The 24,198-nt window shown below is 42.3% G+C and carries 19 protein-coding genes and 1 tRNA gene; 10 read left to right on the top strand and 10 right to left on the bottom strand.

Annotated features, from left to right (window positions below):
- Positions 1-67 precede the first annotated feature (67 nt).
- From rpoB to HCZ11_RS18835, 8 genes are all read right to left on the bottom strand, one after another.
- Complete coding sequence (rpoB, locus tag HCZ11_RS18870; protein WP_167659199.1) at positions 68-4,093, bottom strand: DNA-directed RNA polymerase subunit beta; 4,026 nt, start codon at positions 4,091-4,093, stop codon at positions 68-70.
- Positions 4,094-4,365: 272 nt separating this feature from the next.
- The gene (gene rplL / locus HCZ11_RS18865; protein ID WP_054554830.1) at positions 4,366-4,728 is read right to left on the bottom strand and encodes a 50S ribosomal protein L7/L12; all 363 of its coding nucleotides are present in this window, start codon (positions 4,726-4,728) and stop codon (positions 4,366-4,368) included.
- An 81-nt stretch (positions 4,729-4,809) separates the two neighbouring features.
- The gene (gene rplJ, locus HCZ11_RS18860) at positions 4,810-5,304 is read right to left on the bottom strand and encodes a 50S ribosomal protein L10 (protein ID WP_130049900.1); all 495 of its coding nucleotides are present in this window, start codon (positions 5,302-5,304) and stop codon (positions 4,810-4,812) included.
- 319 nt (positions 5,305-5,623) lie between these two features.
- Positions 5,624-6,328, bottom strand: coding sequence for a 50S ribosomal protein L1 (gene rplA / locus HCZ11_RS18855; RefSeq protein ID WP_062568393.1), 705 nt, complete (start codon positions 6,326-6,328; stop codon positions 5,624-5,626).
- A 4-nt stretch (positions 6,329-6,332) separates the two neighbouring features.
- Positions 6,333-6,761, bottom strand: coding sequence for a 50S ribosomal protein L11 (gene rplK / locus HCZ11_RS18850; RefSeq protein WP_054554827.1), 429 nt, complete (start codon positions 6,759-6,761; stop codon positions 6,333-6,335).
- A gap of 214 nt (positions 6,762-6,975) precedes the next feature.
- Positions 6,976-7,533, bottom strand: a complete 558-nt coding sequence (gene nusG, locus HCZ11_RS18845; protein WP_167659198.1) for a transcription termination/antitermination protein NusG — start codon at positions 7,531-7,533, stop codon at positions 6,976-6,978.
- A gap of 4 nt (positions 7,534-7,537) precedes the next feature.
- On the bottom strand, positions 7,538-7,915 hold the full coding sequence (gene secE, locus HCZ11_RS18840; RefSeq protein WP_130049901.1) for a preprotein translocase subunit SecE: 378 nt from the start codon (positions 7,913-7,915) through the stop codon (positions 7,538-7,540).
- Positions 7,916-8,047: 132 nt separating this feature from the next.
- Positions 8,048-8,124 (bottom strand) — tRNA-Trp (locus HCZ11_RS18835).
- A gap of 162 nt (positions 8,125-8,286) precedes the next feature.
- Here HCZ11_RS18835 and HCZ11_RS18830 point away from each other — a divergent pair.
- Positions 8,287-12,231: a two-component regulator propeller domain-containing protein gene (locus tag HCZ11_RS18830; RefSeq protein WP_167659197.1), complete on the top strand. Its 3,945-nt coding sequence runs from the start codon at positions 8,287-8,289 to the stop codon at positions 12,229-12,231.
- A 125-nt stretch (positions 12,232-12,356) separates the two neighbouring features.
- Positions 12,357-13,490, top strand: a complete 1,134-nt coding sequence (locus tag HCZ11_RS18825; RefSeq protein WP_167659196.1) for a CsgG/HfaB family protein — start codon at positions 12,357-12,359, stop codon at positions 13,488-13,490.
- A gap of 44 nt (positions 13,491-13,534) precedes the next feature.
- Here the strand turns inward: HCZ11_RS18825 and HCZ11_RS18820 are convergent, their stop codons facing one another.
- Both HCZ11_RS18820 and deoC read right to left on the bottom strand, forming a co-directional pair.
- A complete protein-coding gene (locus tag HCZ11_RS18820; protein ID WP_058586658.1) occupies positions 13,535-14,035 on the bottom strand; it encodes a hypothetical protein in 501 nt (166 codons plus the stop codon).
- Entirely contained in the window at positions 14,025-14,768 is a 744-nt protein-coding gene (gene deoC, locus HCZ11_RS18815; protein ID WP_167659195.1) for a deoxyribose-phosphate aldolase, read from the bottom strand. The genes HCZ11_RS18820 and deoC overlap by 11 nt, the downstream gene beginning before the upstream one ends.
- Before the next feature lie 272 nt (positions 14,769-15,040).
- Between deoC and cysG the strand changes: the two genes are divergently transcribed.
- The 8 genes from cysG (at position 15,041) to HCZ11_RS18775 (ending at position 23,732) form a co-directional block, all read left to right on the top strand.
- Positions 15,041-16,462 (top strand): siroheme synthase CysG, encoded by a 1,422-nt coding sequence (gene cysG, locus HCZ11_RS18810; RefSeq protein WP_130049906.1) that lies wholly within the window; start codon positions 15,041-15,043, stop codon positions 16,460-16,462.
- Positions 16,463-16,497: 35 nt separating this feature from the next.
- Positions 16,498-17,397, top strand: coding sequence for a sulfate adenylyltransferase subunit CysD (gene cysD / locus HCZ11_RS18805; protein ID WP_105173930.1), 900 nt, complete (start codon positions 16,498-16,500; stop codon positions 17,395-17,397).
- Complete coding sequence (cysN, locus tag HCZ11_RS18800) at positions 17,397-18,821, top strand: sulfate adenylyltransferase subunit CysN (RefSeq protein ID WP_167659194.1); 1,425 nt, start codon at positions 17,397-17,399, stop codon at positions 18,819-18,821. Before cysD ends, cysN begins: the two co-directional genes overlap by 1 nt.
- A 32-nt stretch (positions 18,822-18,853) precedes the next feature.
- A complete protein-coding gene (locus tag HCZ11_RS18795; RefSeq protein WP_167659193.1) occupies positions 18,854-20,581 on the top strand; it encodes an SLC13 family permease in 1,728 nt (575 codons plus the stop codon).
- Positions 20,582-20,595: 14 nt separating this feature from the next.
- A complete protein-coding gene (gene cysC / locus HCZ11_RS18790; protein ID WP_130049909.1) occupies positions 20,596-21,192 on the top strand; it encodes an adenylyl-sulfate kinase in 597 nt (198 codons plus the stop codon).
- 3 nt (positions 21,193-21,195) lie between these two features.
- The gene (gene cysQ / locus HCZ11_RS18785) at positions 21,196-21,966 is read left to right on the top strand and encodes a 3'(2'),5'-bisphosphate nucleotidase CysQ (RefSeq protein ID WP_130049910.1); all 771 of its coding nucleotides are present in this window, start codon (positions 21,196-21,198) and stop codon (positions 21,964-21,966) included.
- Between the two features lie 157 nt (positions 21,967-22,123).
- Positions 22,124-22,315 (top strand): hypothetical protein, encoded by a 192-nt coding sequence (locus HCZ11_RS18780; RefSeq protein ID WP_055022144.1) that lies wholly within the window; start codon positions 22,124-22,126, stop codon positions 22,313-22,315.
- A 154-nt stretch (positions 22,316-22,469) separates the two neighbouring features.
- Positions 22,470-23,732: an aromatic amino acid transport family protein gene (locus HCZ11_RS18775; protein ID WP_167659192.1), complete on the top strand. Its 1,263-nt coding sequence runs from the start codon at positions 22,470-22,472 to the stop codon at positions 23,730-23,732.
- Positions 23,733-24,198: the final 466 nt, after the last annotated feature.

The raw sequence follows: 24,198 nt of genomic DNA, 5'->3' as shown, positions 1-24,198 counted from the left end.
GGGCGAAACAATCGCCCCTACATTCTATTCGGCCTAACAGGTGCGGCTTACGCCGCACCTAAATGGCTTAATTTTCTTCCAACTCGATGTTGATACCCAGTGAGCGGATTTCTTTCAACAATACGTTGAACGATTCTGGCATACCTGGTTCCATCTTATGGTTACCATCTACGATGTTCTTATACATCTTAGTACGACCATTCACGTCATCCGATTTCACTGTTAGCATTTCTTGTAGAGTATATGCAGCACCGTAAGCTTCTAGTGCCCACACCTCCATCTCACCGAAACGCTGGCCACCGAACTGAGCTTTACCACCCAGCGGCTGCTGAGTAACAAGGCTGTAAGAACCAGTTGAACGTGCGTGCATCTTGTCATCAACCAAGTGGTTAAGTTTCAACATGTACATGTAACCAACAGTTACTTGACGTTCGAACTGATCGCCAGTACGGCCATCATAAAGTGTAACTTGACCGCTTCTTGGATAACCACCAAGCTCAAGTAAGTCTTTGATTTCGCTTTCACGAGCACCATCAAAGGCTGGAGTTGCGATCGGTAAACCACCTTTCAAGTTTTCAGCTAAGCGACGAACTTCATCATCAGAGAACGAGTCGATATCGACTTTCTGACGACAATCACCTAATTCGTAAACTTTCTTAACGAAGCTACGGATTTCGTGCAGTTCACGCTGCTCTTTCATCATTTCTTCTAAGCGCTCACCCACACCACGTGCAGCAAGACCCATATGAGTTTCTAGGATCTGACCGATGTTCATACGTGATGGTACACCTAGCGGGTTCAGAACGATGTCTACCGTACGACCTTTGTCATCGTATGGCATATCTTCTACTGGTACGATAGTCGAGATAACACCTTTGTTACCGTGACGACCCGCCATCTTATCACCCGGTTGGATACGACGTTTAACAGCTAGGTATACTTTAACAATCTTAAGTACGCCTGGTGCTAAGTCGTCACCTTGAGTGATCTTACGACGTTTGTTTTCAAACTTCTTATCGTATTCAGCTTTAAGCTCATCGTACTGAGCGGCTAGTTGCTCAAGTTCAGCTTGCTTATCTTCTTCAGCAAGGCTTTGAGTAAGCAGCTTTTCAGCATTTAGTGATGCAATTGAATCTGCGTTCAGACCAGCGTCAACAAGTAACTTACGAGCACGCTCTAATACGCCTGCTTCTAAGATACGGAACTCTTCGTTGAAGTCTTTCTTCGCTTCGCGAAGCTGCATGTCTTCAACTTCTAACGCACGCTTATCTTTTTCAACACCGTCACGGGTGAAAACTTGTACGTCGATTACAGTACCAGTTACAGAGTTTGGTACGCGTAAAGAGCTGTCTTTAACGTCTGACGCTTTCTCACCGAAGATAGCACGTAGTAGCTTTTCTTCTGGTGTTAATTGCGTTTCGCCTTTCGGAGTCACTTTACCTACTAGGATATCGCCGCCTTTAACTTCAGCACCGATATAAACAACGCCTGACTCATCAAGCTTGCCTAGTGCAGATTCACCTACGTTAGGAATATCTGCTGTGATCTCTTCTGGACCTAATTTAGTATCACGTGCGATACATTGTAGTTCTTGAATGTGGATAGTCGTTAGACGATCTTCTTGAACTACTCGCTCTGATAGTAGGATTGAATCCTCGAAGTTATAACCGTTCCATGGCATGAATGCCACGCGAAGGTTTTGACCAAGTGCTAAGTCACCAAGGTCAGTCGAAGGACCATCTGCTAATACGTCACCACGTGTTACCGGCTCACCAACCATACAAGTTGGTTTTTGGTTAATACATGTATTTTGGTTTGAGCGAGTGTATTTAGTAAGGTTGTAAATATCGATGCCCGCTTCACCAGGGACACGCTCATCTTCATGTACATTTACAACGATGCGGCTTGCATCCGCATACATTACTTCACCACCACGCTTAGCAACGATAGTTACACCAGAGTCTTTCGCTAGTGTAAGCTCGATACCTGTACCTACCAGCGGTTTGTCCGCGATAAGAGTTGGTACGGCTTGACGTTGCATGTTTGAACCCATCAATGCACGGTTAGCATCATCGTGTTCTAGGAACGGGATAAGTGCTGCCGCTACAGAGATCACCTGTTGTGGTGATACGTCCATATATTGTTGGTCCATTTTGCCCATAAAGGTTGATTCACCTTTGTGACGACATGGAATTAGTTCATCAACAAACTCATTGTTTTCGTTCAAGTTTGAGTTCGCCTGAGCGATAACAAACTGACCTTCTTCAATGGCTGATAAGTAATCTACTTCATCAGTAACTACACCGTTTACCACTTTACGGTAAGGTGTTTCTAAGAAACCATAGTCATTAGTACGTGCGTACGTAGACAGTGAGTTAATTAGACCGATGTTTGGACCCTCAGGCGTTTCGATTGGACATACACGACCATAGTGAGTTACGTGAACGTCTCGAACTTCGAAGCCAGCGCGTTCACGTGTTAAACCACCCGGACCTAATGCAGAAATACGACGCTTATGCGTTACTTCTGAAAGCGGGTTATTTTGGTCCATGAACTGTGATAACTGAGATGAACCAAAGAACTCTTTAACCGCTGCCGAAATAGGCTTAGCGTTAATAAGATCTTGTGGCATTACAGCGTCAAGGTCACCTAAGCTTAAACGCTCACGTACAGCACGCTCAACACGTACTAGACCAACGCGGAATTGGTTCTCAGCCATTTCGCCAACACTACGGATACGACGGTTGCCTAAGTGGTCGATATCATCAACATCGCCAACACCGTTACGAATAGCGATAAGCACTTTCATAACAGCTACGATGTCTTCTTTCGATAATGTGCCAGGGCCAGTATCTGAGTCATAACCTACACGGCTATTGAACTTCATACGACCAACTGTTGATAAATCGTAACGCTCGTCAGAGAAGAACAAGTTATCAAATAAGGCTTCAGCCGCGTCTTTCGTCGGTGGCTCGCCTGGGCGCATCATGCGATAAATTTCTACTAATGCTTCTAAACGGTTGCTTGTTGTGTCGATACGTAATGTATCTGACATGTAGGCGCCGCTGTCAACTTCGTTGATATATAGAGTATCAATCTTAGTGTGACCTGCTTTAACCAATTCAGCCATTAGCTCAAGTGATAGCTCGTCATTCGCGTTTGCGATGATCTCACCTGTTGACTCATCAACATAGTTTTTAGCTACAACACGACCAATGATGTACTCATGCGGTACTTCTAATTGGTTAATACCTTTTTTCTCGATGTTCTTGATGTGACGCGCAGTAATACGACGACCCGCTTCAACAAGGACTTCACCGTCTTCGCCTTTGATATCAAAAGCGGCAGTTTCACCACGTAAGCGCGAAGGAACAAGTTCCATAAGAACTTTACCGTCAGTAACTTCAAACGTAGTTGTATCGAAGAATATCTCTAGGATTTCATCCGTTGAGTACTCTAGTGCACGTAAGATGATTGACGCCGGTAATTTACGACGACGGTCAATACGTACATAAAGGTTATCTTTTGCATCAAACTCGAAGTCTAACCATGAACCACGGTAAGGAATTACACGCGCGTTATAAAGCACTTTACCTGACGAGTGAGTTTTACCGCGGTCGTTATCAAAGAATACACCAGGGCTACGGTGTAGCTGAGAAACGATAACACGCTCTGTACCATTGATAACAAAGGTACCGGTATCAGTCATGAGCGGAATTTCGCCCATGTAAACTTCTTGCTCTTTAATGTCTTTAACTGTGCCTGGTGCTTCTTTGTCCATCACCACAAGACGCAATTTTACGCGAAGTGGAGCAGAATAAGTCACACCGCGAATTTGACATTCTTTTACATCGAATACTGGCTCACCAATACGATAACTTACGTATTGAAGCTCAGAATTTCCCGAGTAGCTTTTGATAGGAAACACAGAACGGAATGCAGCTTCCAAACCGTGATCGCCATCAGCGTCAGGGACTAAGAATTTTTTAAACGATTCTAACTGCGTCGACAGTAAGAAAGGTATATCCAAAACTTGTGGACGTTTACCAAAATCCTTACGGATACGTTTCTTTTCAGAATAAGAGTAAGCCATGGGGTTCCTCAGCTTGCTGATCTTTGACCCGACCTGTTCTTGTAAGAACAGACTTAACTGGCATCTATGCCAAGATGTACAACATTAAATTGTTGTTCTATTTTGCTCTGCCACTTTCAACACCGATTAAGGTAACAACTTGAAAGTAAAGAGAAAATTAGATTTTATTTGCGTTACAGGATTGCATCGCTCCATAGCGCAAAAAGGCCGGTGATTAAATAATCACCAGCCCTTGCCTGATTACTCAGGCAGCGAACCTAGCGTAAGCTAGATTACTTAACCTCAACTTCAGCACCAGCTTCAGTAAGGTCTTTTGCAAGTGCTTCAGCTTCTTCTTTAGATACACCTTCTTTGATAGGTGCAGGAGCTGCTTCAACAAGTGCTTTAGCTTCTTTAAGGCCAAGACCAGTAGCACCACGTACAGCTTTGATAGCTGCAACCTTGTTAGCGCCAGCGCCAGTAAGGATTACGTCGAACTCAGTCTTTTCTTCAGCTGCTTCAGCAGCAGGACCAGCAACAACAGCAGCTGCTGCAGTTACGCCGAATTTTTCTTCCATTGCTTCAACTAGAGCAACAACGTCCATTACTGACATTTCAGCAATAGCATCAAGGATTTGGTCTTTAGTTACAGACATTACAAATTTCCTAATTATTACGGACTAAATATAGCCCAAAAAAAATATTACACCGAAAGTGAACAAAAAAACAGCTTAAAATTAAGCAGCTTGCTCTTCTTTCTGTACACGTACTGCTTCAATTGTTTTACACAATTTACCTGCAGACGCTTCTTTCATAGCGCTCATTAAGCGTGCAACAGCTTCGTCGTAAGTAGGTAGAGTTGCTAGCATAGCTGCGTCTACTACGTTACCTTCAAATGCAGCCGTCTTAACTTCGAATTTCTCGTTCTTCTTCGCGAAATCTTTGAAGATACGCGCAGCAGCACCTGGGTGCTCTGAAGAGAAAGCGATTAAGCTTGGACCAACAAGTGAGTCAGAAAGGCACTCAAAATCTGTACCTTCAATAGCACGTTTAGCTAAAGTGTTACGAACAACTTTCATCCATACACCAGCTTCACGAGCTTCTTTACGAAGGGCAGTGATAGCACCAACTGTTACACCACGAGAATCTGCAACAACTGCAGAAAGAGCACCAGTGGCTGCTTCGTTGACTTCAGCAACAATTGCTTTTTTGCCTTGAAGATTTAAAGCCATGGGTGTTACTCCTGGTTTAATGGGTTGCCGAAATTGGCTTCCCTGTTCTACTCTTCCCCATCTAAGATGGAGATGCTTTTTACGGCGAGAGCCAGAAGATTAGGAAAAATCTATCTGGGGATTCACACCGTCTACGTAGGTAAAATATTAAGGCCGAAGCCGCCTACGGTCTTGGACGGAAGCCCAATTTATCGTTTTTACCCGAGAGCATTACGAAATTATGGACTTCAACCCGAATTCTTTACTTGTTTTGAAATTAACTTTCTCAACAAAATGGCGCAAAATTATAGTTCAAATTTCGCGCCATGTAAACTCTTAATTAAGCAACAACTGTGCTTAGAGAGTTTTGGTCAACAGCAACACCTGCGCCCATTGTTGTAGAGATAGTTACTTTCTTCACGTAAGTACCTTTTGCTTGAGAAGGTTTAGCCTTCTTAAGCGCAACAATAAGAGCTTCAAGGTTTTGTTGAAGTTGCTCAGCAGTGAAATCAACCTTACCGATAGTAGTATGGATGATACCGTTCTTGTCGTTACGGTAACGAACTTGACCTGCTTTCGCATTTTTAACTGCTTCTGCAACGTTAGGCGTTACAGTACCAGTTTTAGGGTTTGGCATTAGACCACGTGGACCTAAGATTTGACCTAGTTGACCAACAACACGCATAGCGTCTGGAGATGCAACAACAACGTCAAAGTTCATCTCGCCTTTCTTAACTTGTTCAGCAAGATCTTCCATGCCCACTAATTCAGCACCAGCTTCTTTCGCAGCATCTGCGTTAGCGCCTTGTGTGAATACAGCAACACGAACTTCACGACCAGTACCGTTAGGTAGTACAGTTGCACCACGTACGTTTTGGTCAGATTTACGAGCATCGATACCAAGGTTAACAGCAACGTCAACACTTTCTACGAATTTAGCTGTCGCTAACTCTTTTAAAAGAGCAACTGCTTCGTTGATTTCGTAATCTTTAGTCGCATCCACTTTTTCGCGGATTGTACGCATACGTTTAGTTAATTTTGCCATTATCTTAGTCCTCTACGTTCAAGCCCATCGCACGCGCAGAACCTGCGATAGTGCGAACTGCAGCGTCCATATCAGCCGCTGTAAGGTCAGGTCGTTTTGTCTCAACGATTTCTTCAAGTTGAGCACGAGTTACTGTACCCACTTTTTCAGTGTTAGGACGGCCAGAACCTGATTTGATACCTGCAGCTTTCTTAAGTAAGTAAGCAGCCGGTGGAGTTTTCATGTCGAACGTGAAAGAACGGTCACCGTAAACAGAGATCACTACAGGAACTGGAGCGCCTTTTTCGATAGACTCTGTACGTGCGTTGAACGCTTTACAGAATTCCATGATGTTTACACCGTGTTGACCTAGTGCTGGACCTACTGGAGGACTAGGGTTAGCCATACCAGCGGCAACTTGTAGCTTGATAATAGCTTCAACTTTTTTAGCCATAATAAATACCTCATTTGGTGGGTCATAGCCTTGTGCGCGCGAGGACGCGTACTCTAACGGCTTCCCAGTTTAAAAATTGGTTCTCACTTTTTAGTGATAAAACAAGTTATAACTTGCCCTAACACAAAAAGGCCGCTGATTATAAGTTAATCAGCGGCCTTTTTCAAGCTTATTGCCAAAATATTAAACAATTTTGGCAGCTTTAATTTCTTACTTACTTGTCTTGCTCAACTTGACCGAATTCAAGGTCAACAGGTGTCGAACGACCGAAGATAAGAACAGACACTTTTACGCGGCTCTTCTCGTAATCAACTTCTTCCACAACACCGCTGAAGTCAGCAAATGGACCATCGATAACACGAACAACTTCACCTGGTTCAAATAATGTTGCAGGCTTAGGCGCTTCAGAGTTCTCTTGCAGACGGTTCAAGATGCGATCAGCTTCTTTTTGGGTGATTGGAGCTGGACGATCAGACGTACCACCAATGAAGCCCATAACACGTGCTGTGCTGTTCACTAAGTGCCAGCTTGCATCGTTCATGTCCATTTGAACTAGTACATAACCTGGGAAGAATTTGCGCTCAGATTTACGCTTTTGACCAGCGCGCATCTCAACAACTTCTTCAGTTGGTACTAATACTTCACCAAAACTATCTTCCAAACCTTCAATCTTGATGTGCTCAAGAATAGTTTGTGCTACACGCTTCTCGTAACCAGAGAAAGCTTGCACTACGTACCAACGTAGTTTCTTTTCGTTCTTCTCATCCGACATGGGATTAGATCTCCAATCCAGTTAAAAAGCCTACTGCGCGGAACAAAATGCCATCTAATCCCCAAAGGATAAGTGCCATAATCACAGTTGCAACCATTACAATTAATGTCGTATGTGTTGTTTCTTGGCGAGTTGGCCACACAACTTTACGTACTTCGATACGTGACTCTTTTGCAAACGCAAGAAAAGTACGACCTTTTTCAGTTAGTGAGGCAATGCCTAAACCAGCTGCAACAGCAACCACTACACCAATAGCACGTAATAATACAGATTGGTCTGCAAACATGTGGTTACCAACGACTGCGCCTGCTAGTAGCGCAATTGCTACAATCCACTTTACTGAATCCATCGCACTTGATGGTGTTTCTACATTCGTGCTCATAATATTTTTACCTTAACTACAGACACAACAACCCTGCGCTCTGGCAGGGTTAATCCATTAAAATCTAAACTTAAAAACTGACTTGTTTAAACCGATTTTTAAATTCAGACTCAACACACATTGTTTAAAAAGTGGCAGGGGCGGAGAGATTCGAACTCCCAACCGTCGGTTTTGGAGACCGCTGTTCTACCAATTGGAACTACGCCCCTGCAAAGTGGATGCCTATTATACTTACGCAATTCATTAACACAAGAGTAAAAGATACCCATTAGTTAAAATCTCATCAGTTCGTTTAAAAATCAATATTAACATTGATTAAAAAGCAGTTTATTATAAACCCGATATAGGAACTAAAAACTACATGGATCAGTGTGCTGCCATTTAAACTCTCTTTTAATATTGTACTGTTATGCCTCGTCACCTTGATATGTAAGCAGGCTAATGCTCGCTCGTTACACCTAGCTACTTTTAATAGCCAACAAGGTCTAAGTCAAAACTCTATCACTTGCAGCATAACTGATCAGCAAGGCTTTTTATGGTTTGCCACACAGGGAGGTTTGAACCGCTTTGATGGTTATGAATTTAAACGCTTCAAAGCTAACAGCAATAATAAAAGTATTTCTGGAAATTGGATCACAGGCTGTGCCAAGGACAGTAATAATCAGCTGTGGTTTTCGACCGCCAGCAAAGGACTCAATAAACTCAATCCTGAGACTGGCCAATTTGAGGTTTATTCGACTTCTAATGAGGCAGGACTAAGTGAAGATAAAATTTGGTCAATGGTACTGGCTAAAGGTGATGTTCTTTGGCTAGGTCACGAACATGGTAAGTTAACTCGTTTTGATATATCAAACCAAGAATTTGAACATTTCCAATACAAAATAGATCAACAGTTGCCGCTTGTACGTGACATTGTTATTACCGATGAACTCATTTGGCTTGCCACTGATATGGGACTTATTTCATTTAACCCAAGCACAGAGCAATTTACTCAACATACTCAAATCACTTCACCGCTCTGGCATCTAAAATTGTTGAATCATGAAAAACTGCTTATTGGTGCAAAGCAAGGCTTATATTCATTAGATTTACTTACGCAAACCAGTGAGCAAATCGAACAGTTAAATGGTGTCTGGATCACTGACAGCCTTATTGACCAACAGCAAAACCTTTGGCTTACAAGCTACGGGCGAGGTCTATACTTTTTACCTGCAGATGCTGACTTACAAGACCAATACATTCGATACGACCATGACAAGCAAAACCCCAATGGCTTGACTAGCGACTTTCTCCTATCTCTTTATCAAGATTCACAAGGCATTATTTGGTTGGGCACCGATGGTTATGGTGTGCATCGCTATGATCCTAAGCAACAGCAGTTTTCTCATCAGTTACAAACCTCACAGCCAAATTCACTAAGTCATAATTTTGTTCGCTCAATAATAAAAAGAGCCAATGGCGAGGTATGGATTGGCACCCGTGACGGACTCAACCGTCAAACAGCGTTTGGTTACCAACATTATAAAAATGCCCTGCCAAATAATAATATATTTGCCCTTCATGAAGATGCTAACAAGCAGTTATGGATAGGTACTTACGGTGGTGGCTTAATTAAGTATCAAGATAGTCGTGATGAATTTAAAGCCTTCACTATGCAAAGCCACCAGCTAGCCAGTGACCGTGTATATGCAATAACTAGCGACAAAGTTGGTGCTCTTTGGCTTGGGAGTAACCAAGGGTTAACTCGCTTTGAGCCAAAATCAGGCAAAGTTACTCACTATAAACATAGTGATTCTCAAAACAGTCTTGCCAATAACACTGTATTTACTCTTGCTTACGATAGTGAAGAGCACTCACTTTGGGTCGGCACTCGAGCAGGGCTCAATAAACTGGATATCACTACTAAGCAATTTAGTTTATTAGATGAGCAAGGCTCTAACGGAGCTGGGCTCAGCCATAACATGGTCACCTCTTTATTATTGAATGGCGATAGTGTTTGGGTTGGCACCATGCAAGGCTTGAATCAAGTTAATAAGCATAACTTCAGGGTGAAACAAATTACTGAGCAACAAGGTTTGGCGAACGATAACATTTTTGACATTCTCGCCGATAAGCAAGGTATGCTTTGGCTAGCAACCAATGGCGGACTCACTCGCTATAACCCCACCACAGAGCAAATGCAGCAGTTTTTGCCAGAAGATGGCATTCAGCACCAATCTTTTATACTGGGTGCGAGCTTTCAAGCAGACGATGGCGAGTTATTTTTTGGTGGCATCAATGGTTATAATCATTTTTACCCTGAGCAACTAAAGTTATCGCACTCTCCCCCTACCCCTGTTTTAACCGAATTATTATTAAACAACAGAGTCATTAAGAGTAATCACTTCGATAAGCAAGCAAATACCCTTGCGAGTGCAACTCAGACATTTGCGTTTGCAAAATCTGCTGGCGTTATCGGCTTTAAATTTAGTGCATTAAAAAACGGATCGACACCAAAGCACTACCAATACGGCTACAAGCTTGCTGGCTTTGATGAACAATTTTTATATACAGATGCATCCCTTAGACAAATTAATTACCCTCAGCTCCCTGCTGGGAACTACAAATTATTAATAAAAGTGAAAGATCAATATGGGCAATGGAGTGACAGCAAAAAGCTACTAACATTAACTGTTGTGCCTCCTTGGTGGCAAAGTAAATTAGCCTATGCTATTTACTTTATTTGTGCTTTAGCACTGACCTGGCTTCTTTTAAATTCTTTGTACAAACGCAAACTCGCAGAGCAAGAAAAACAAACCGAGATTGAGCTAAACAAATTAAAAGATCAATTTTTAGATAACATTAGCCATGAGCTAAAAACACCATTGAGTTTAATACTTGCCCCGATCAGCCAGTTACAGCGAAGTAATACAGACCCCCAAGCTCAAAATCAACTGGCTAGTATAAAACGTAACTGCCAACGCTTACTTGAACTGATCAATCAACTTTTACAATTGAGTCAACGCCCTAGTACAGCTATTAACACTGTTAGCCCTTATTCCATTACAACCTTTTTAACAGAATTAGTGGCAGATTTCAGTGCTCTGTTTGAGCAAAAACAACTGCAATTTAGCTTTGATGATACTACCTCAACAACATGTAAGATTAACCTTGCTCCCGAACATGCTCATTCTATTTTCAGTAACCTGATAAGTAATGCGCTTAAGTACACGCCTAACGGCGGTAAAGTCGATATTCAACTTGATGAAGTGCAGCAACAACTGATTTTTAAAATTACTGATACAGGTGTGGGTATTGCCAGTGAACATCAACAGTCGATTTTTCAGCGCTTTACCCGCGTAGCATCATCAGAGCCTGGCAGTGGTATTGGACTGAGCTTAGTAAAGCAGCTTGTAGAACAATACGGTGGGTCTATCAGCGTAAGCAGTAAAATTGCTGAGGGAAGTTGCTTTACTGTGTCATTGCCTATGGTTGAGTGTGCTGAAAATCAGGTTAATAGCATTACGCAACTACGCAACTCACAACAGACATTACTGATTGTTGAAGATAATAAGGAAATGGCTGAACTACTACTTGCTTTGTTTAATGCAGAATTTAACTGCATCTGTGCAGCTGATGGTCAGCAAGCGCTTGATTTATGCCAATCAGACCTACCAGAGCTCATTATCAGTGATGTAATGATGCCGAATATGAATGGCTATCAACTGTTAGCAGCACTCAGAGCAAACCCGGCCACCAGCCATATTCCGGTGTTATTACTTTCAGCTAAAGCAGATACCCACAGCCGCTTGAAAGGACTTGATTTATTAGCCGATGACTTTTTGAGCAAACCTTTTGAGCCCACTTTATTAGTAAGCAGAGTAAAAGGATTGCTTAATCTTAGACAAATTTTAAACCAGCATCTAACAGCACAACTGGCAGCTCCTCTGAATAGTGATACAGCCGCTGTAACAGTACAAAATAAAGATTATTCCTTCACTGAAAAACTCAAGCAAGTAGTACAAGCCCATTATCAAGATGAAAACTTTTCGGTTGAGCAATTAGCCTCAGCCTTATGTTTAAGCTCCCGTGCTCTGCAACTAAAAATGAAAGCCTTGTATTCACAAACTCCCTCTGACTATTTACGCAATACTCGCTTAGAGTTTGCAAAGAAACAGCTAGTCGATGGCCATTTAGCGATTGGTAAAGTAGCAGAGCAAGCGGGCTTTAGTTCGCAAAGCTATTTTGCGCGAAGCTTTAAGAGCTATGTTGGCTTATCACCAAAACAGTACCGAGAAAAATATCAAAAGCGCGTTGAATTTCGCATCAGTGAATAAACTTTTCGTCTGAGTGCTATCAATAAAACACTGATTTTTATAGCTTATCCATATAAACATTAATAACAACAAAGCCCATATTGCGGCGTTATTTACTGCATGAGATATAAGTTAAGGAAAGTCATATGCTCACCAAAACACACAAAGCGATTTCGATTACGTTACTTGCTGCGGCACTGACTGCATGCCAAAGTACTTCAACCACCACAAGCAATAACAATAGCCCAGATATAAACGAAGTGGCACAGCAGCAATACAATGGCCCAAAAGCTCGGATCGCTGTTGCCCGCTTTACTGACAAATCAAACGATTCACGTTGGTGGCGTAAAGAAATTGGTGAAGGTATGGCTGATCAACTAACAACCGCATTAGTTAGCACCAATCGCTTTATTGTCTTAGAACGACAAGCACTTGATGCCGTATTATCAGAACAAGACCTTGCTGTATCAGGCCGTGTGAGTGCAGCTTCAGGTGCTGCTTATGGTGAAATTGAAGGTGCCGAAATTGTCGTAGTTGCCGCTGTTACAGAATTCGATGATGACAATTCTGGCACCCGCGTAGGCAGTGGTGGCTTTATCGGTGACGTATTTAGCTCAGTGTCGGCGGGTTTTTCAAGTTCGCACATGGCGATAGATTTGCGCTTAATCGACACGCGAACTTCACGTATTTTAGCCGCTACCAGTGTTGAGGGTGGCAGTAAAGATTTTGACTTTACATCAGCTGCTACCAATTTTGGTGGTGCACTCGTTGGTGGTAACTTAAGTAGCTGGTCAAACACGCCAAAAGAAAAAGCACTGCGTGAAGTCATCGTCAAAGCCGTTGAGTTTTTGGAATCAAAAGTACCAACAACTTATTATCGCTATAATAGCGATAACACCATTGCAGCAGGCCATACCGCACCTGCACCACTAAAAGTAACCGCAGCTGCAGCACCAGCTAAAGCGCCAGTTGCATCGGTTAATGTTCCAACTCACAGAATGCCTTACTACGAAAAAACAGACTTAGCCATGTCACGACTGAACTTGGTTTGTTTAGGTTATTTAAAAAGGCAGCCTCACTACGAAGAATATGAAGTAGAAGACGTAGAGTACGATGAAGCAACGGTGATTGCACTCACTGAGTATCAGCAAGAAAATAAGCTGAAAGTGACAGGCCTTGCGGATGAGACGACTAAAAAATCTCTTGATGATTCAGGGTGTATTGCCAAAACGAACAAATCAAGTTTAGAAAGCCTTGGCAGTATTTTTAAATTTAATTAAGCAAACTAACAGCCAGTACCAGCACTGGCTGTTTAAAACCTTAGTTATAAAATTTGTAATAGCTCACCGCGATAAAAATCACATAACAACCAAATTTGTTGAAATGGATGGTGCTTAGGCACATCAAGGTGAGTAAGTACTGACTTAAAATCATCAAGATGCCATATAGTACTGGCATTTCGAATTAATAACCAAGGCTGCGTAGATTCGTAATGTTTCTTGGCTTTTTGTGCCAACAACCGATGCAAAGCACAGTGCAGACGCTCGTTACTTGGAGCTAAAGCCATTTCAGCGAGATCTCGTTGCATTGAGATAGACAGCGGCCTACCTAACACCGCCATTGCTTCTGTTTCACTGGCATATAAATGAGCGACTTCAATATCGAGCCGCTCATCACCTTTATAACAACTCACGTCTGGCTTACTCGGTGTGTTATGCCAAATATTACGCATACTTACGCCAAACTGCTTTTCGTAACAGCGTAAAAACAGCTTTGCTGCGCCATGCTCGAGCGCTATTTTCTCTTGTTCACTTTCACGATTCATTTAATGTTGCATACACATCTTTTAATAACCCAGAAGCGCCAAAACGAAATAGCTCGGGTTGTAAGTACGCTTCACCCATAATTGATTCAGCGAGGGCTAAATACTCAGCAGCATCGGTGACTGTTCTGACTCCGCCCGCAGCCTTAAAACCAATTTTTTTACCACTCGCTTTTATGGTGTTTAACATGATATCTGTTGCAGCTAGAGTTGCATTAACAGCCACTTTACCGGTACTAGTTTTAACGAAATCAGCACCGCCTTCAATTGCCAGTTTAGTGGCCGTTGAGATGAGATCATCGCTTAATTCGCCACTTTCTATAATCACTTTGAGTTGCGCTTTATTGCTACATGCCTCTTTTGACGCTTTGACATACTCAAAAACTTTGCGCTCATCACCGGCGATTAGTGCTTTATAGGGGATCACTAAATCAATTTCATCAGCTCCGCGCTCAATAGCAAATAGCGTTTCATTTATCACTTGTTCTAACGATTGCTCCCCACTAGGAAAGTTAGTAACTGTAGCTACTTTGACTTGCTGTAGTTCACGCTCAGCGAGTGCAAGCTTTGCGTCGCTTACAAACTGGCTATATACACAGACCGCAGCAGGAATACCTAACTTTGGCTCAATACTGGCAACCAAGTTATTAATGGTTTCTGTTGTGTCGCTGTCGTTCAGAGTTGTTAAGTCCATCAGTGCCACCGCTTGGGCAGCGCTTGTTTGCATTTTAGTCATAGCTCTTATATTTGTGTTGCCATATTAGTGACCTATAGTAGCAAATTTTTATCATTCGGCTATAAATCATAACTAATCACCATAAGGCTACTTATTTACTTGTAACTCGTCGCAATCCCTTGTTAACTAAGTCTTAAGCCAAAACAAACCACCTGGTATAACTTTTAGTTATATAAACTTGGTTTTAATTATTTTTTACTTTTTTTAGAGCACTATATTCTGCTTGCCTGCAATAAGCAGTTTCGTTGATGTGTTTTAGGGGTGAGAACAAAGTGCAATATTTACCAATCTTTACCAAATTAGACGACAAACCAGTACTGGTAGTCGGCGGTGGAGATGTCGCGTTACGCAAATGCCGTGCGTTTTTAAAAGCACGTGCCAATGTGACACTAGTCGCCCCTGAGTTTTGCGATGAGCTGCTCGCTCTTGCTAAGCAAGGTGAAGTAAACCTGATTTCTGATACTTTTAAAGAGCAGTATCTGGATCAGCAAATGCTGGTAATCGCCGCAACTGATATAGACAGTGTTAACAAAGATGTTTTCGAACTTGCGAATGCGCGCAATATTTTCGTTAACGTGGTGGATGACCAACCTAAGTGCAGCTTTATTTTTCCATCAATTGTTGACCGTGATCCAATCACAATTGCGATTTCAAGTGCAGGCACAGCACCAGTTTTAGCACGTCGTTTACGTGAAAAACTAGAAACACTTATTCCACAACATATTGGTCCTCTCGCTACATTAGTAGGTAGCTTCCGTAATAAAGTAAAACAGCGCTTTAAACACTTTGCTGATCGTCGCCAGTTTTGGGAGGGCGTATTTGATTCATCAGTGGTAAGCAAAGTACAAGCGGGTAATACCGAAGCTGCTTCAGCGCAATTAGAGCAACTATTAGATGCTAAGCCAGAGCCTGAAGGCGAAGTATATGTTGTTGGTGCAGGCCCAGGTGACCCAGAGTTATTAACACTAAAAGCACTGCAATTAATGCAACAAGCCGACGTCGTTGTTTATGACTACTTGGTTTCTGATGAAATTATGGATTTAGTACGCCGTGATGCCGACTTAGTTTGCGTAGGTAAACGTTTAGGCGATCATAGTGTTGCACAAGAAGATACTAATCAGATGCTGGTCGATTTTGCCAAACAAGGCAAAAAAGTATGCCGTATTAAAGGTGGCGACCCGTTTATTTATGGTCGTGGTGGTGAGGAAGTGCAAGTGCTAGCCGCTAATCAAGTACGTTACCAAATTGTACCGGGTATTACTGCTGCTGCAGGTTGTAGTGCATATGCTGGTATTCCACTTACCCACAGAGATCATGCGCAAGCCATTCAGTTTGTAACAGGTCACTGTAAAAAAGATGGTCAAGAATTAGATTGGCAGTCACTCGCAAAGCCAAATCAGACATTAGCAATTTATATGGGAGTGATTAAATCACCGCATATTCAAGCACAATTATTGAAACACGGCCGCGGTGCAGACACCCCTGTTGCCATAATCGAAAACGGCACACGTAAAGAACAACGAGTGGTTACAGGGCAATTAGGTGAGCTGGCCGATTTGATTTCGCGCCATAGCATTATTTCACCAGCCTTATTAATTATTGGCGAAGTTGCATCATTGCACCATCAGCTTGCATGGTTTGGTAAAACCGAGCAAACCAGCAGCTTTGCCCAGCCAATCACTGGCGTAGCTTAATTTAACTTTTAATCATTTTAGTAGGACGACTAACAATGGCTTTAACACACCTTCAGCAATTAGAAGCTGAAAGTATCAAAATCATGCGCGAAGTAGCTGCTGAGTTTGAAAACCCGGTGATGCTTTACTCAATCGGTAAAGATTCATCAGTGTTATTACACTTAGCACGTAAAGCGTTTTATCCAGCAAAAATTCCATTTCCACTTTTACACGTTGATACCAACTGGAAATTTAAGGAAATGATTGAGTTTCGTGACCGTCTAGCTAAAGAGTATGGTTTTGATTTAATCGTCCACAAAAACCCTGAAGGGTTAGAGATTGATATTAATCCATTTGTACACGGCTCAGCAAAGCACACCGATATCATGAAAACGCAAGGCTTAAAGCAAGCGTTAGACAAATACGGCTTCGATGCTGCATTTGGTGGTGCACGTCGTGACGAAGAGAAATCTCGTGCTAAAGAACGTGTTTACTCATTCCGTGATAAGCACCACAGATGGGATCCAAAAAACCAACGTCCAGAGCTTTGGAATACGTACAACAGCCAAGTTAACCCGGGTGAAAGCATTCGTGTATTTCCATTATCTAACTGGACTGAACTTGATATTTGGCAGTATATCTACCAAGAAAACATTGAAATGGTTCCACTTTACCTTGCTAAAGAACGCCCTGTTGTAGAGCGTAACGGCACGCTAATCATGGTTGATGACGAGCGCATGCCATTGGAAGAAGGTGAAGTACCACAAATGAAATCTGTCCGTTTTCGTACCCTTGGTTGTTACCCGCTAACAGGTGCAGTGGAATCAACGGCAGGAACCTTAACTGAAATTATTGAAGAGATGCTGCTTTCAACCTCTTCTGAGCGTGAAGGCCGCGTGATTGATCACGACTCTGCGGGTTCAATGGAAAAGAAAAAACGTGAGGGCTATTTCTAATGTCTAAAACAAACGACACAATTAATGAAGTAAGAGAGTTAGGCATCGACGCCTACCTTGCGCGTCAGCAAGACAAAAGCCTTTTACGCATGCTTACCTGTGGTAGTGTAGATGACGGTAAGTCGACCCTGATTGGCCGCCTTTTACATGACAGCCATCAAATTTATGAAGACCAACTTGCTGCACTACATAAAGACAATGAAAAAGTCGGTAATGCGGGTGAAGAGCTTGATTTAGCACTACTTGTAGATGGCCTTCAAGCTGAGCGTGAGCAAGGTATTACGATTGACGTTGCTTATCGTTACTTTTCAACAGCAAAACGTAAATTCATCATTGCTGATACGCCAGGACATGAGCAGTACACGCGCAACATGGTTACCGGCGCATCAACCAGCGATGTAGCGATTATCTTAGTCGACGCTCGTTACGGTGTACAAGTGCAGACTAAACGTCATAGCTTTATCTGCGATTCGCTCGGCATTAAGCAGTTTGTTGTTGCAATCAACAAGATGGATATCGTCGATTTCGATGAAACCGTGTATGAGAAAATTAAAGCGGATTATCTAAAATTTGCAGAGCAGCTAAATGTTACTAATATCAAGTTTGTACCTATGTCAGCGCTCAAGGGTGACAACGTAGTAACACGCTCTCTACACACACCTTACTACGCAGATAAACCACTGCTTGAGTTACTTGAAGACTCACCAGCGGCTGAAATTGATAGCGGTTTTGAAGCACGTCTTCCTGTGCAATATGTTGTGCGCCCTAACTTAGATTTCCGTGGCTTCCAAGGCACTTTAACGTCTGGCAAGTTCAGTGTTGGTGATGCAGTAAAAGTTTTACCATCTGGTAAAAGCTCAAGCATTAAAGAAATTGTGACTTTCGATGGTAACCTAGATACGGCTGAAGCAGGTCAAGCAATCACTTTAACGTTAAATGATGAAATTGATATCAGTCGTGGTGATGTTATTGTGCCAGCAGCTTCAAAAGCGGCTGTTACTAACCGTATTCAAGCTAAATTAGTATGGATGCATGAAGCACCGTTAGTATTAGGTAAAAGCTACAACTTTAAGTTAGGCAGCAAAAACACCTCAGCAGTGGTTAGAAAGATCGATCACACCATTGATGTAAATACCCTTGAGCATGGTCAAGCTGACTCATTACAACTTAACGAAATTGCTATTGTAACCTTAGAGCTTACTGAAACAATTTTGGCCGATGAGTACCACAACAACCATGAAACAGGTGCGTTTATTTTAATTGATCGCCTATCAAACTTAACCGTTGCGGCAGGTATGATTGAACAATTACTTAGCACTGAAGAGCAGCAAAGTAGCTTTAGCGACTTTGAAGTTGAATTTAATGCTTTAGTACGCAAGCACTTCCCTCATTGGCAAGCGCTTGATATAACTAAGCTTAAATAATCATTATTCGCCTGTTATAGGAAGTAAAAAGCATGTATCAACAGCTGGTATTAACAGGCATTATGCTGGTATTAGTGGGGTGTCTTTTTGGCACTCGACTAAAACCAGCATGGTTATTTGTCGGTGCTATTGGTATTAGTTATTTAGCAGGGCTGATCAGTCTTGAAGATATGCTAATTAACTATGCAAACCCTTCTTTAATTACGCTTATTCTACTTGTACTCGTTTCGATAGCTGTAGAAAAAACCACGCTAGTGCAAAAGCTTGCTCAGTCTCTTTCGAAAGGCAGCCTGACAAGTTCGGTGACAAAACTAGGTTTATCAACTGCCTTTTTATCATCATTTACTAATAATACTGCGGTAGTGGCATCACTGATTAGTGCAATAAAAGAAAGCCCGACCCATTCACCGTCTAAGCTTTTATTACCTTTATCGTATACCGCCATTTTAGGTGGCACAATTACACTGATTGGCACTTCAACCAATTTAATTGTTAATGGCTTTGCCGTTGAAGCAGGAATGGAGCCCCTTGGTTTTTTTGATTTTACCTTGATTGGTTTAGGCGCATTGAGCGTCGGACTTATCACTATTTTGGTGATGCTCAAGTATTTACCAGATAACGGTAAAAACGACCAAGAAGTGGTGCCCTTTTACCTTGAAGGTAAAGTAGAAACAGGTTCGAAATTAATTGGTAAAAGTGTTGAAGAGAATGGCCTTCGTGAATTAAAAGACTTGTTCTTAGCAGAAAGAATCCGTGGTGATAAACGAATTTGCGCGGTTACACCAAAACAAGTTATCAAAGAAGGTGACGTACTGCTGTTTGTAGGTGACATAAAGTCAGTGCCTCTGCTTACCCAATTTGATGGCTTAAAAGTTGTGCACGACAAACATGAGAAAGACGTTGAGCACCTAGTTGAAGTTGTTGTTAGCCATTCTTCAAAATACATTGGTAAAACAATTAAAGAAGTTCGCTTTCGTGAGCAGTTTCATGCTGCCGTTATTGCTATTCGTCGCGGCCATGACCGTTTACAAGGCGGTTTAGGTAAAGTTCAATTGCAAGCGGGTGACTTATTGATCCTTGCGCCTGGCAAAGAGTTTTACTCGCTACCCAATTTAAAGCGCGAGTTTGTTTATATTTCAGGTCTTGATTTACAAACCCATTTAAAACCTAAGCAATCAAATATTGTGTTAGCGAGTTTTGCAACCGTATTGGGGTTAAGTATTATTGGTCTTGTTCCCTTAGTGAAAGGCCTACTCGTTCTTCTTATCGGTTTAATGCTAACGGGCACAATCAAGCTAAGTGAAGTAAAACGTCGTTTTCCGATTGAGTTACTCGCAGTAGTGGGTAGTGCTATTGGCCTTGCCAAACTCATGATAGGCACAGGGCTTGCCGGTGAAATTTCATCAGCCATGTTATACGTTTTAGGTGACTTTGGGCCCTACGGAGCATTTATCGCAATATTTTTAATGACGGTTTTGTTTACCGAACTCATTACCAATAATGCCGCTGCTGCGCTTTCGTTTCCGGTAGCGTATGCACTAGCCGTTGGTTTTGATGTATCACCGTTGCCTTTTATTATGGCTGTCGCATTTGGTGCATCGGCTAGCTTCATTTCGCCATTTGGTTATCAAACTAACTTGATGGTTTACAGCGCGGGAAACTACCGCCTTAAAGATTATATTGCCATGGGCTTACCTTTATCGATTATTTACTCGATTACGGTTTTAACACTCATACCACTGGTATTCCCATTTCAATAACGAGAGTAAAGAAAATGGATGAAAATATCGTTTGGCATAATTACGCCATTAGCAAATCACAGCGTAGTGAGCAAAAAAAGCATAAGCCAACCATTCTATGGTTCACTGGTTTTTCAGGTTCAGGTAAAAGCACTGTTGCAAACGCACTAGAAAGCGCATTAAACCAATTAGGCGTTCACACCTACCTACTCGATGGCGACAATGTGCGTCATGGCTTGTGTAAAGATCTTGGCTTTACTGATGAAGACCGCGTTGAAAACATTCGTCGCGTAGGCGAAACCGCAAAGTTGATGGTCGATGCCGGTCTTGTGGTATTAACCGCATTTATTTCGCCGTTCCAAAGCGAACGCGATATGGTAAGAAACTTAGTAGAGGATGGTGAGTTTATTGAGGTATTTTTAGATACCCCGCTTGAAGTGTGTGAAACCCGCGACCCTAAAGGGCTTTATAAAAAAGCCCGTGCAGGTGAAATTAAGCACTTCACCGGTATAGACTCAGACTACCAAATCCCTGCATCGCCAGAAATTAAAATCGATACCAGCAAAAACACCCTAGACCAATCGGTGCAAGAACTGGTAGCGTATTTAAAACAACAGCAAATTATAGGTTAAGTCATGAATCAAACGGAACTGCTAGAAGAAATATTACTCCTCGCACGCCAAGCAGGTAGTGCAATAATGGGGATTTACGAAAAGGACTTTAATGTTGAGTACAAAGCTGATGAAAGCCCAGTTACCGACGCCGACCTAGCAGCTCACAAAGTGATTGTGAATGGCTTACAACACCTCACCCCTGATGTACCAATTCTAAGCGAAGAAAGCGCTGATATTAGCTGGGATATCCGTCAAACTTGGCAACGCTACTGGTTAGTAGACCCAATTGATGGCACCAAAGAGTTCATTAAAAAGAATGGCGAGTTCACCGTGAATATTGCCTTGATTGAAAAAGGTAAACCAGTATTGGCAGTTGTCGATGCACCGGCATTAGGTGTGTCGTATATTGCTGCTGAAGCAATTGGTGCCTTTAAAGATAAAGGTGATGAGCGTATCGAACTTAAGGTAACCCGTAAGCCAAATAAAGGGCTGATCCGTGTTGTCGGAAGCCGCTCGCACCCTTCTCCTGATTTAGCAGAATTCGTAAAACAGTTTGAAGATGTAGAAATGGTTTCAAAAGGCAGCTCGCTAAAACTTTGTCTTGTTGCCGAAGGTAGTGCTGATATATACCCACGCCTTGGCCCAACCTGTGAGTGGGATACGGGAGCAGGTCATGCGATTGCCGAAATAGCCGGCGCAACGGTTAGCAAACTCGATGGCAGCCCACTACTGTATAACAGTAAAGAAGAGTATCTGAATCCGTTTTTTGTCGTATCAGCATTACAGAACTAAAAAGATTTCCGTTAAATATCGTAGGCTGGGTAGAGCGCAGCGAAACCCAGCATTGAGCCATAAACTTTAATATTCCCTACTTTATAGGCACTTCTATCTAGCCAATAAGTCCTTGTTCCTATAGTATTTTGCTATCTTATCTATTAAAGGAATAACCATGACGACTGTTGAAAAAGCAATTGAAGCCGGCTATGAGGCACAAATTAGCGCACTTTATAAAGCGCTTTCACAAGGGGTGCTTGCCGCTAATGGCGATGAAAGTGAAATCACTGCAGCTGAGGCACGTTTTAAGAAAGGTTTAGCATTCGCCGCAGACATTAAAGCTCGCGCACTTGCAGCAGCAGAATAAATACCACAACTGGGCTTTTCTAAATGAGCCCAGTTCTCTTCCTTTGTAAGTCTCTCCTTACAGCATAGTTATCTAAATACAACGCTAAAACATGCATTCTTAGTCGCTTTTCTATATGCTGCGCGACAATTATTATTCTAATAGTGGAGTGCTAATGAACACACATCAAGATGCTATGCCGTATGATGCATCGACAACAAGTAGTAACTCAAAATGGAATCTTCATGACACCCAATGGGTGTTAAGTTTATTTGGCACCGCAGTCGGTGCTGGGATTTTATTCTTACCAATTAATATCGGCATCGGCGGATTTTGGCCATTGATTATCATGGCATGCCTTGCTTTTCCGATGACCTACTTAGCCCATAGAGGCTTAGCCCGATTTGTTTTATCATCAAAAAAGCCTGAAGCTGACTTTACTGATGTAGTAGAAGAGCACTTTGGCATAAATGCCGGGCGCTTGATCTCTTTACTGTATTTTCTCTCTATCTTCCCTATCTTACTTATTTATGGTGTTGGCCTAACAAATACCGTTGATAGCTTTATCGTTAATCAGTTAGGCATGGAGTCGCCACCACGCGTGTTGTTATCTGGCGTACTCGTTGGCGGTATGATCAGCTTAATGCTGGGTGGCGAAGCATTGATGTTACGTGCTTTTTCGATACTTGTTTATCCACTTGTCGCTATTTTGTTTTTCTTATCGATTTATTTAATCCCAAGCTGGCAAATGCCAGATGTATCTGTACCTGAGTTTTCGGGCTTCATGAAAACACTTTGGTTATCAATACCTATCATTGTATTTTCATTTAGCCATGCAGCTGCAATATCAAGCTTTGTGCATGTACAGCGTGCTCACTACGGCAACAATGCTAAAATGAAGTCAGAAGCAATTCTGAAGCGTACCAGCCTACTATTAATTGTGTTTGTTTTACTGTTTGTATTCTCGTGTGTGCTGTCACTATCTACTGAACAAATGGTACAAGCAAAAGCTGATAACGTGTCTATCTTGTCATTCCTTGCCAATATCACTGATAACTCATTTATTGCGACCTTAGGACCATTAGTTGCTTTTATTGCGATTACGTCTTCATTCTTAGGTCACTTCTTAGGTGCCCGTGAAAGCTTCAACGGTCTTGTTAGTAAGCAAGCACATATGAACCCTAAACTCGTTGATAAGATTGGCACTGTTATCATGTTCTTCGCTATTTGGTATTGCTCAGTGATCAACCCAAGTATTTTAGACATGATGGATCAGTTATCAGGCCCAATCATTGCCATGATACTTTTCATCATGCCAATGATTGCCGTTTATAAAGTACCTAGCTTACACAAATACAGAAACCGCTTGAGCACACTGTTCGTATTAACAGTTGGCTCTCTTGCTGTATTTGCGCTTATTTACAGCATGATTCAATAGTCAACAACTGCTTATACATTAAGAAGCCCAGCAGGGAAGCCTGCTGGGCTTTTTTAGTTCGCGAGTTTCGAGAGTAAAGTTAAAAAGGGTAACGTTTTAAGGTCTGGTAGATTGGGTAGAGCTAAGTGAAACCCAACACAGAGCTATCAGCTTTCAGCGTTCAGCCGCTCGGTGGAGGTGTTTTGGTCAGAGTCCCCCCTAAGCAATAAGATCCCGCCGGAGGCACTAAGAATTGCTAGGTTCTAGGTTCTAGGAAGAGTGTCGTTGTAGGAATGGCATCAACCATGAATATATTGGTTATGGCCTAGATTCGGCACTGAAGTACCTCCTACAAGGTTTTGTTGCTGAGGGAGACTCTGCACTATACAACCCCACATTTCAGCTGACGGCTGACGGCTGAAAGCTGACAGCTCCAGACGCAAAAAAGCCCGACTCTTTCGAATCGGGCTTTCTTTAATTTGGAGCC

This window comes from Pseudoalteromonas sp. HF66 (genome assembly GCF_011806445.1).
GTDB classification, from domain to species: domain Bacteria; phylum Pseudomonadota; class Gammaproteobacteria; order Enterobacterales; family Alteromonadaceae; genus Pseudoalteromonas; species Pseudoalteromonas apostichopi.
Note: the sequence above shows the minus strand (reverse complement) of the source record. Positions and strands in the feature narration are given on the sequence as shown.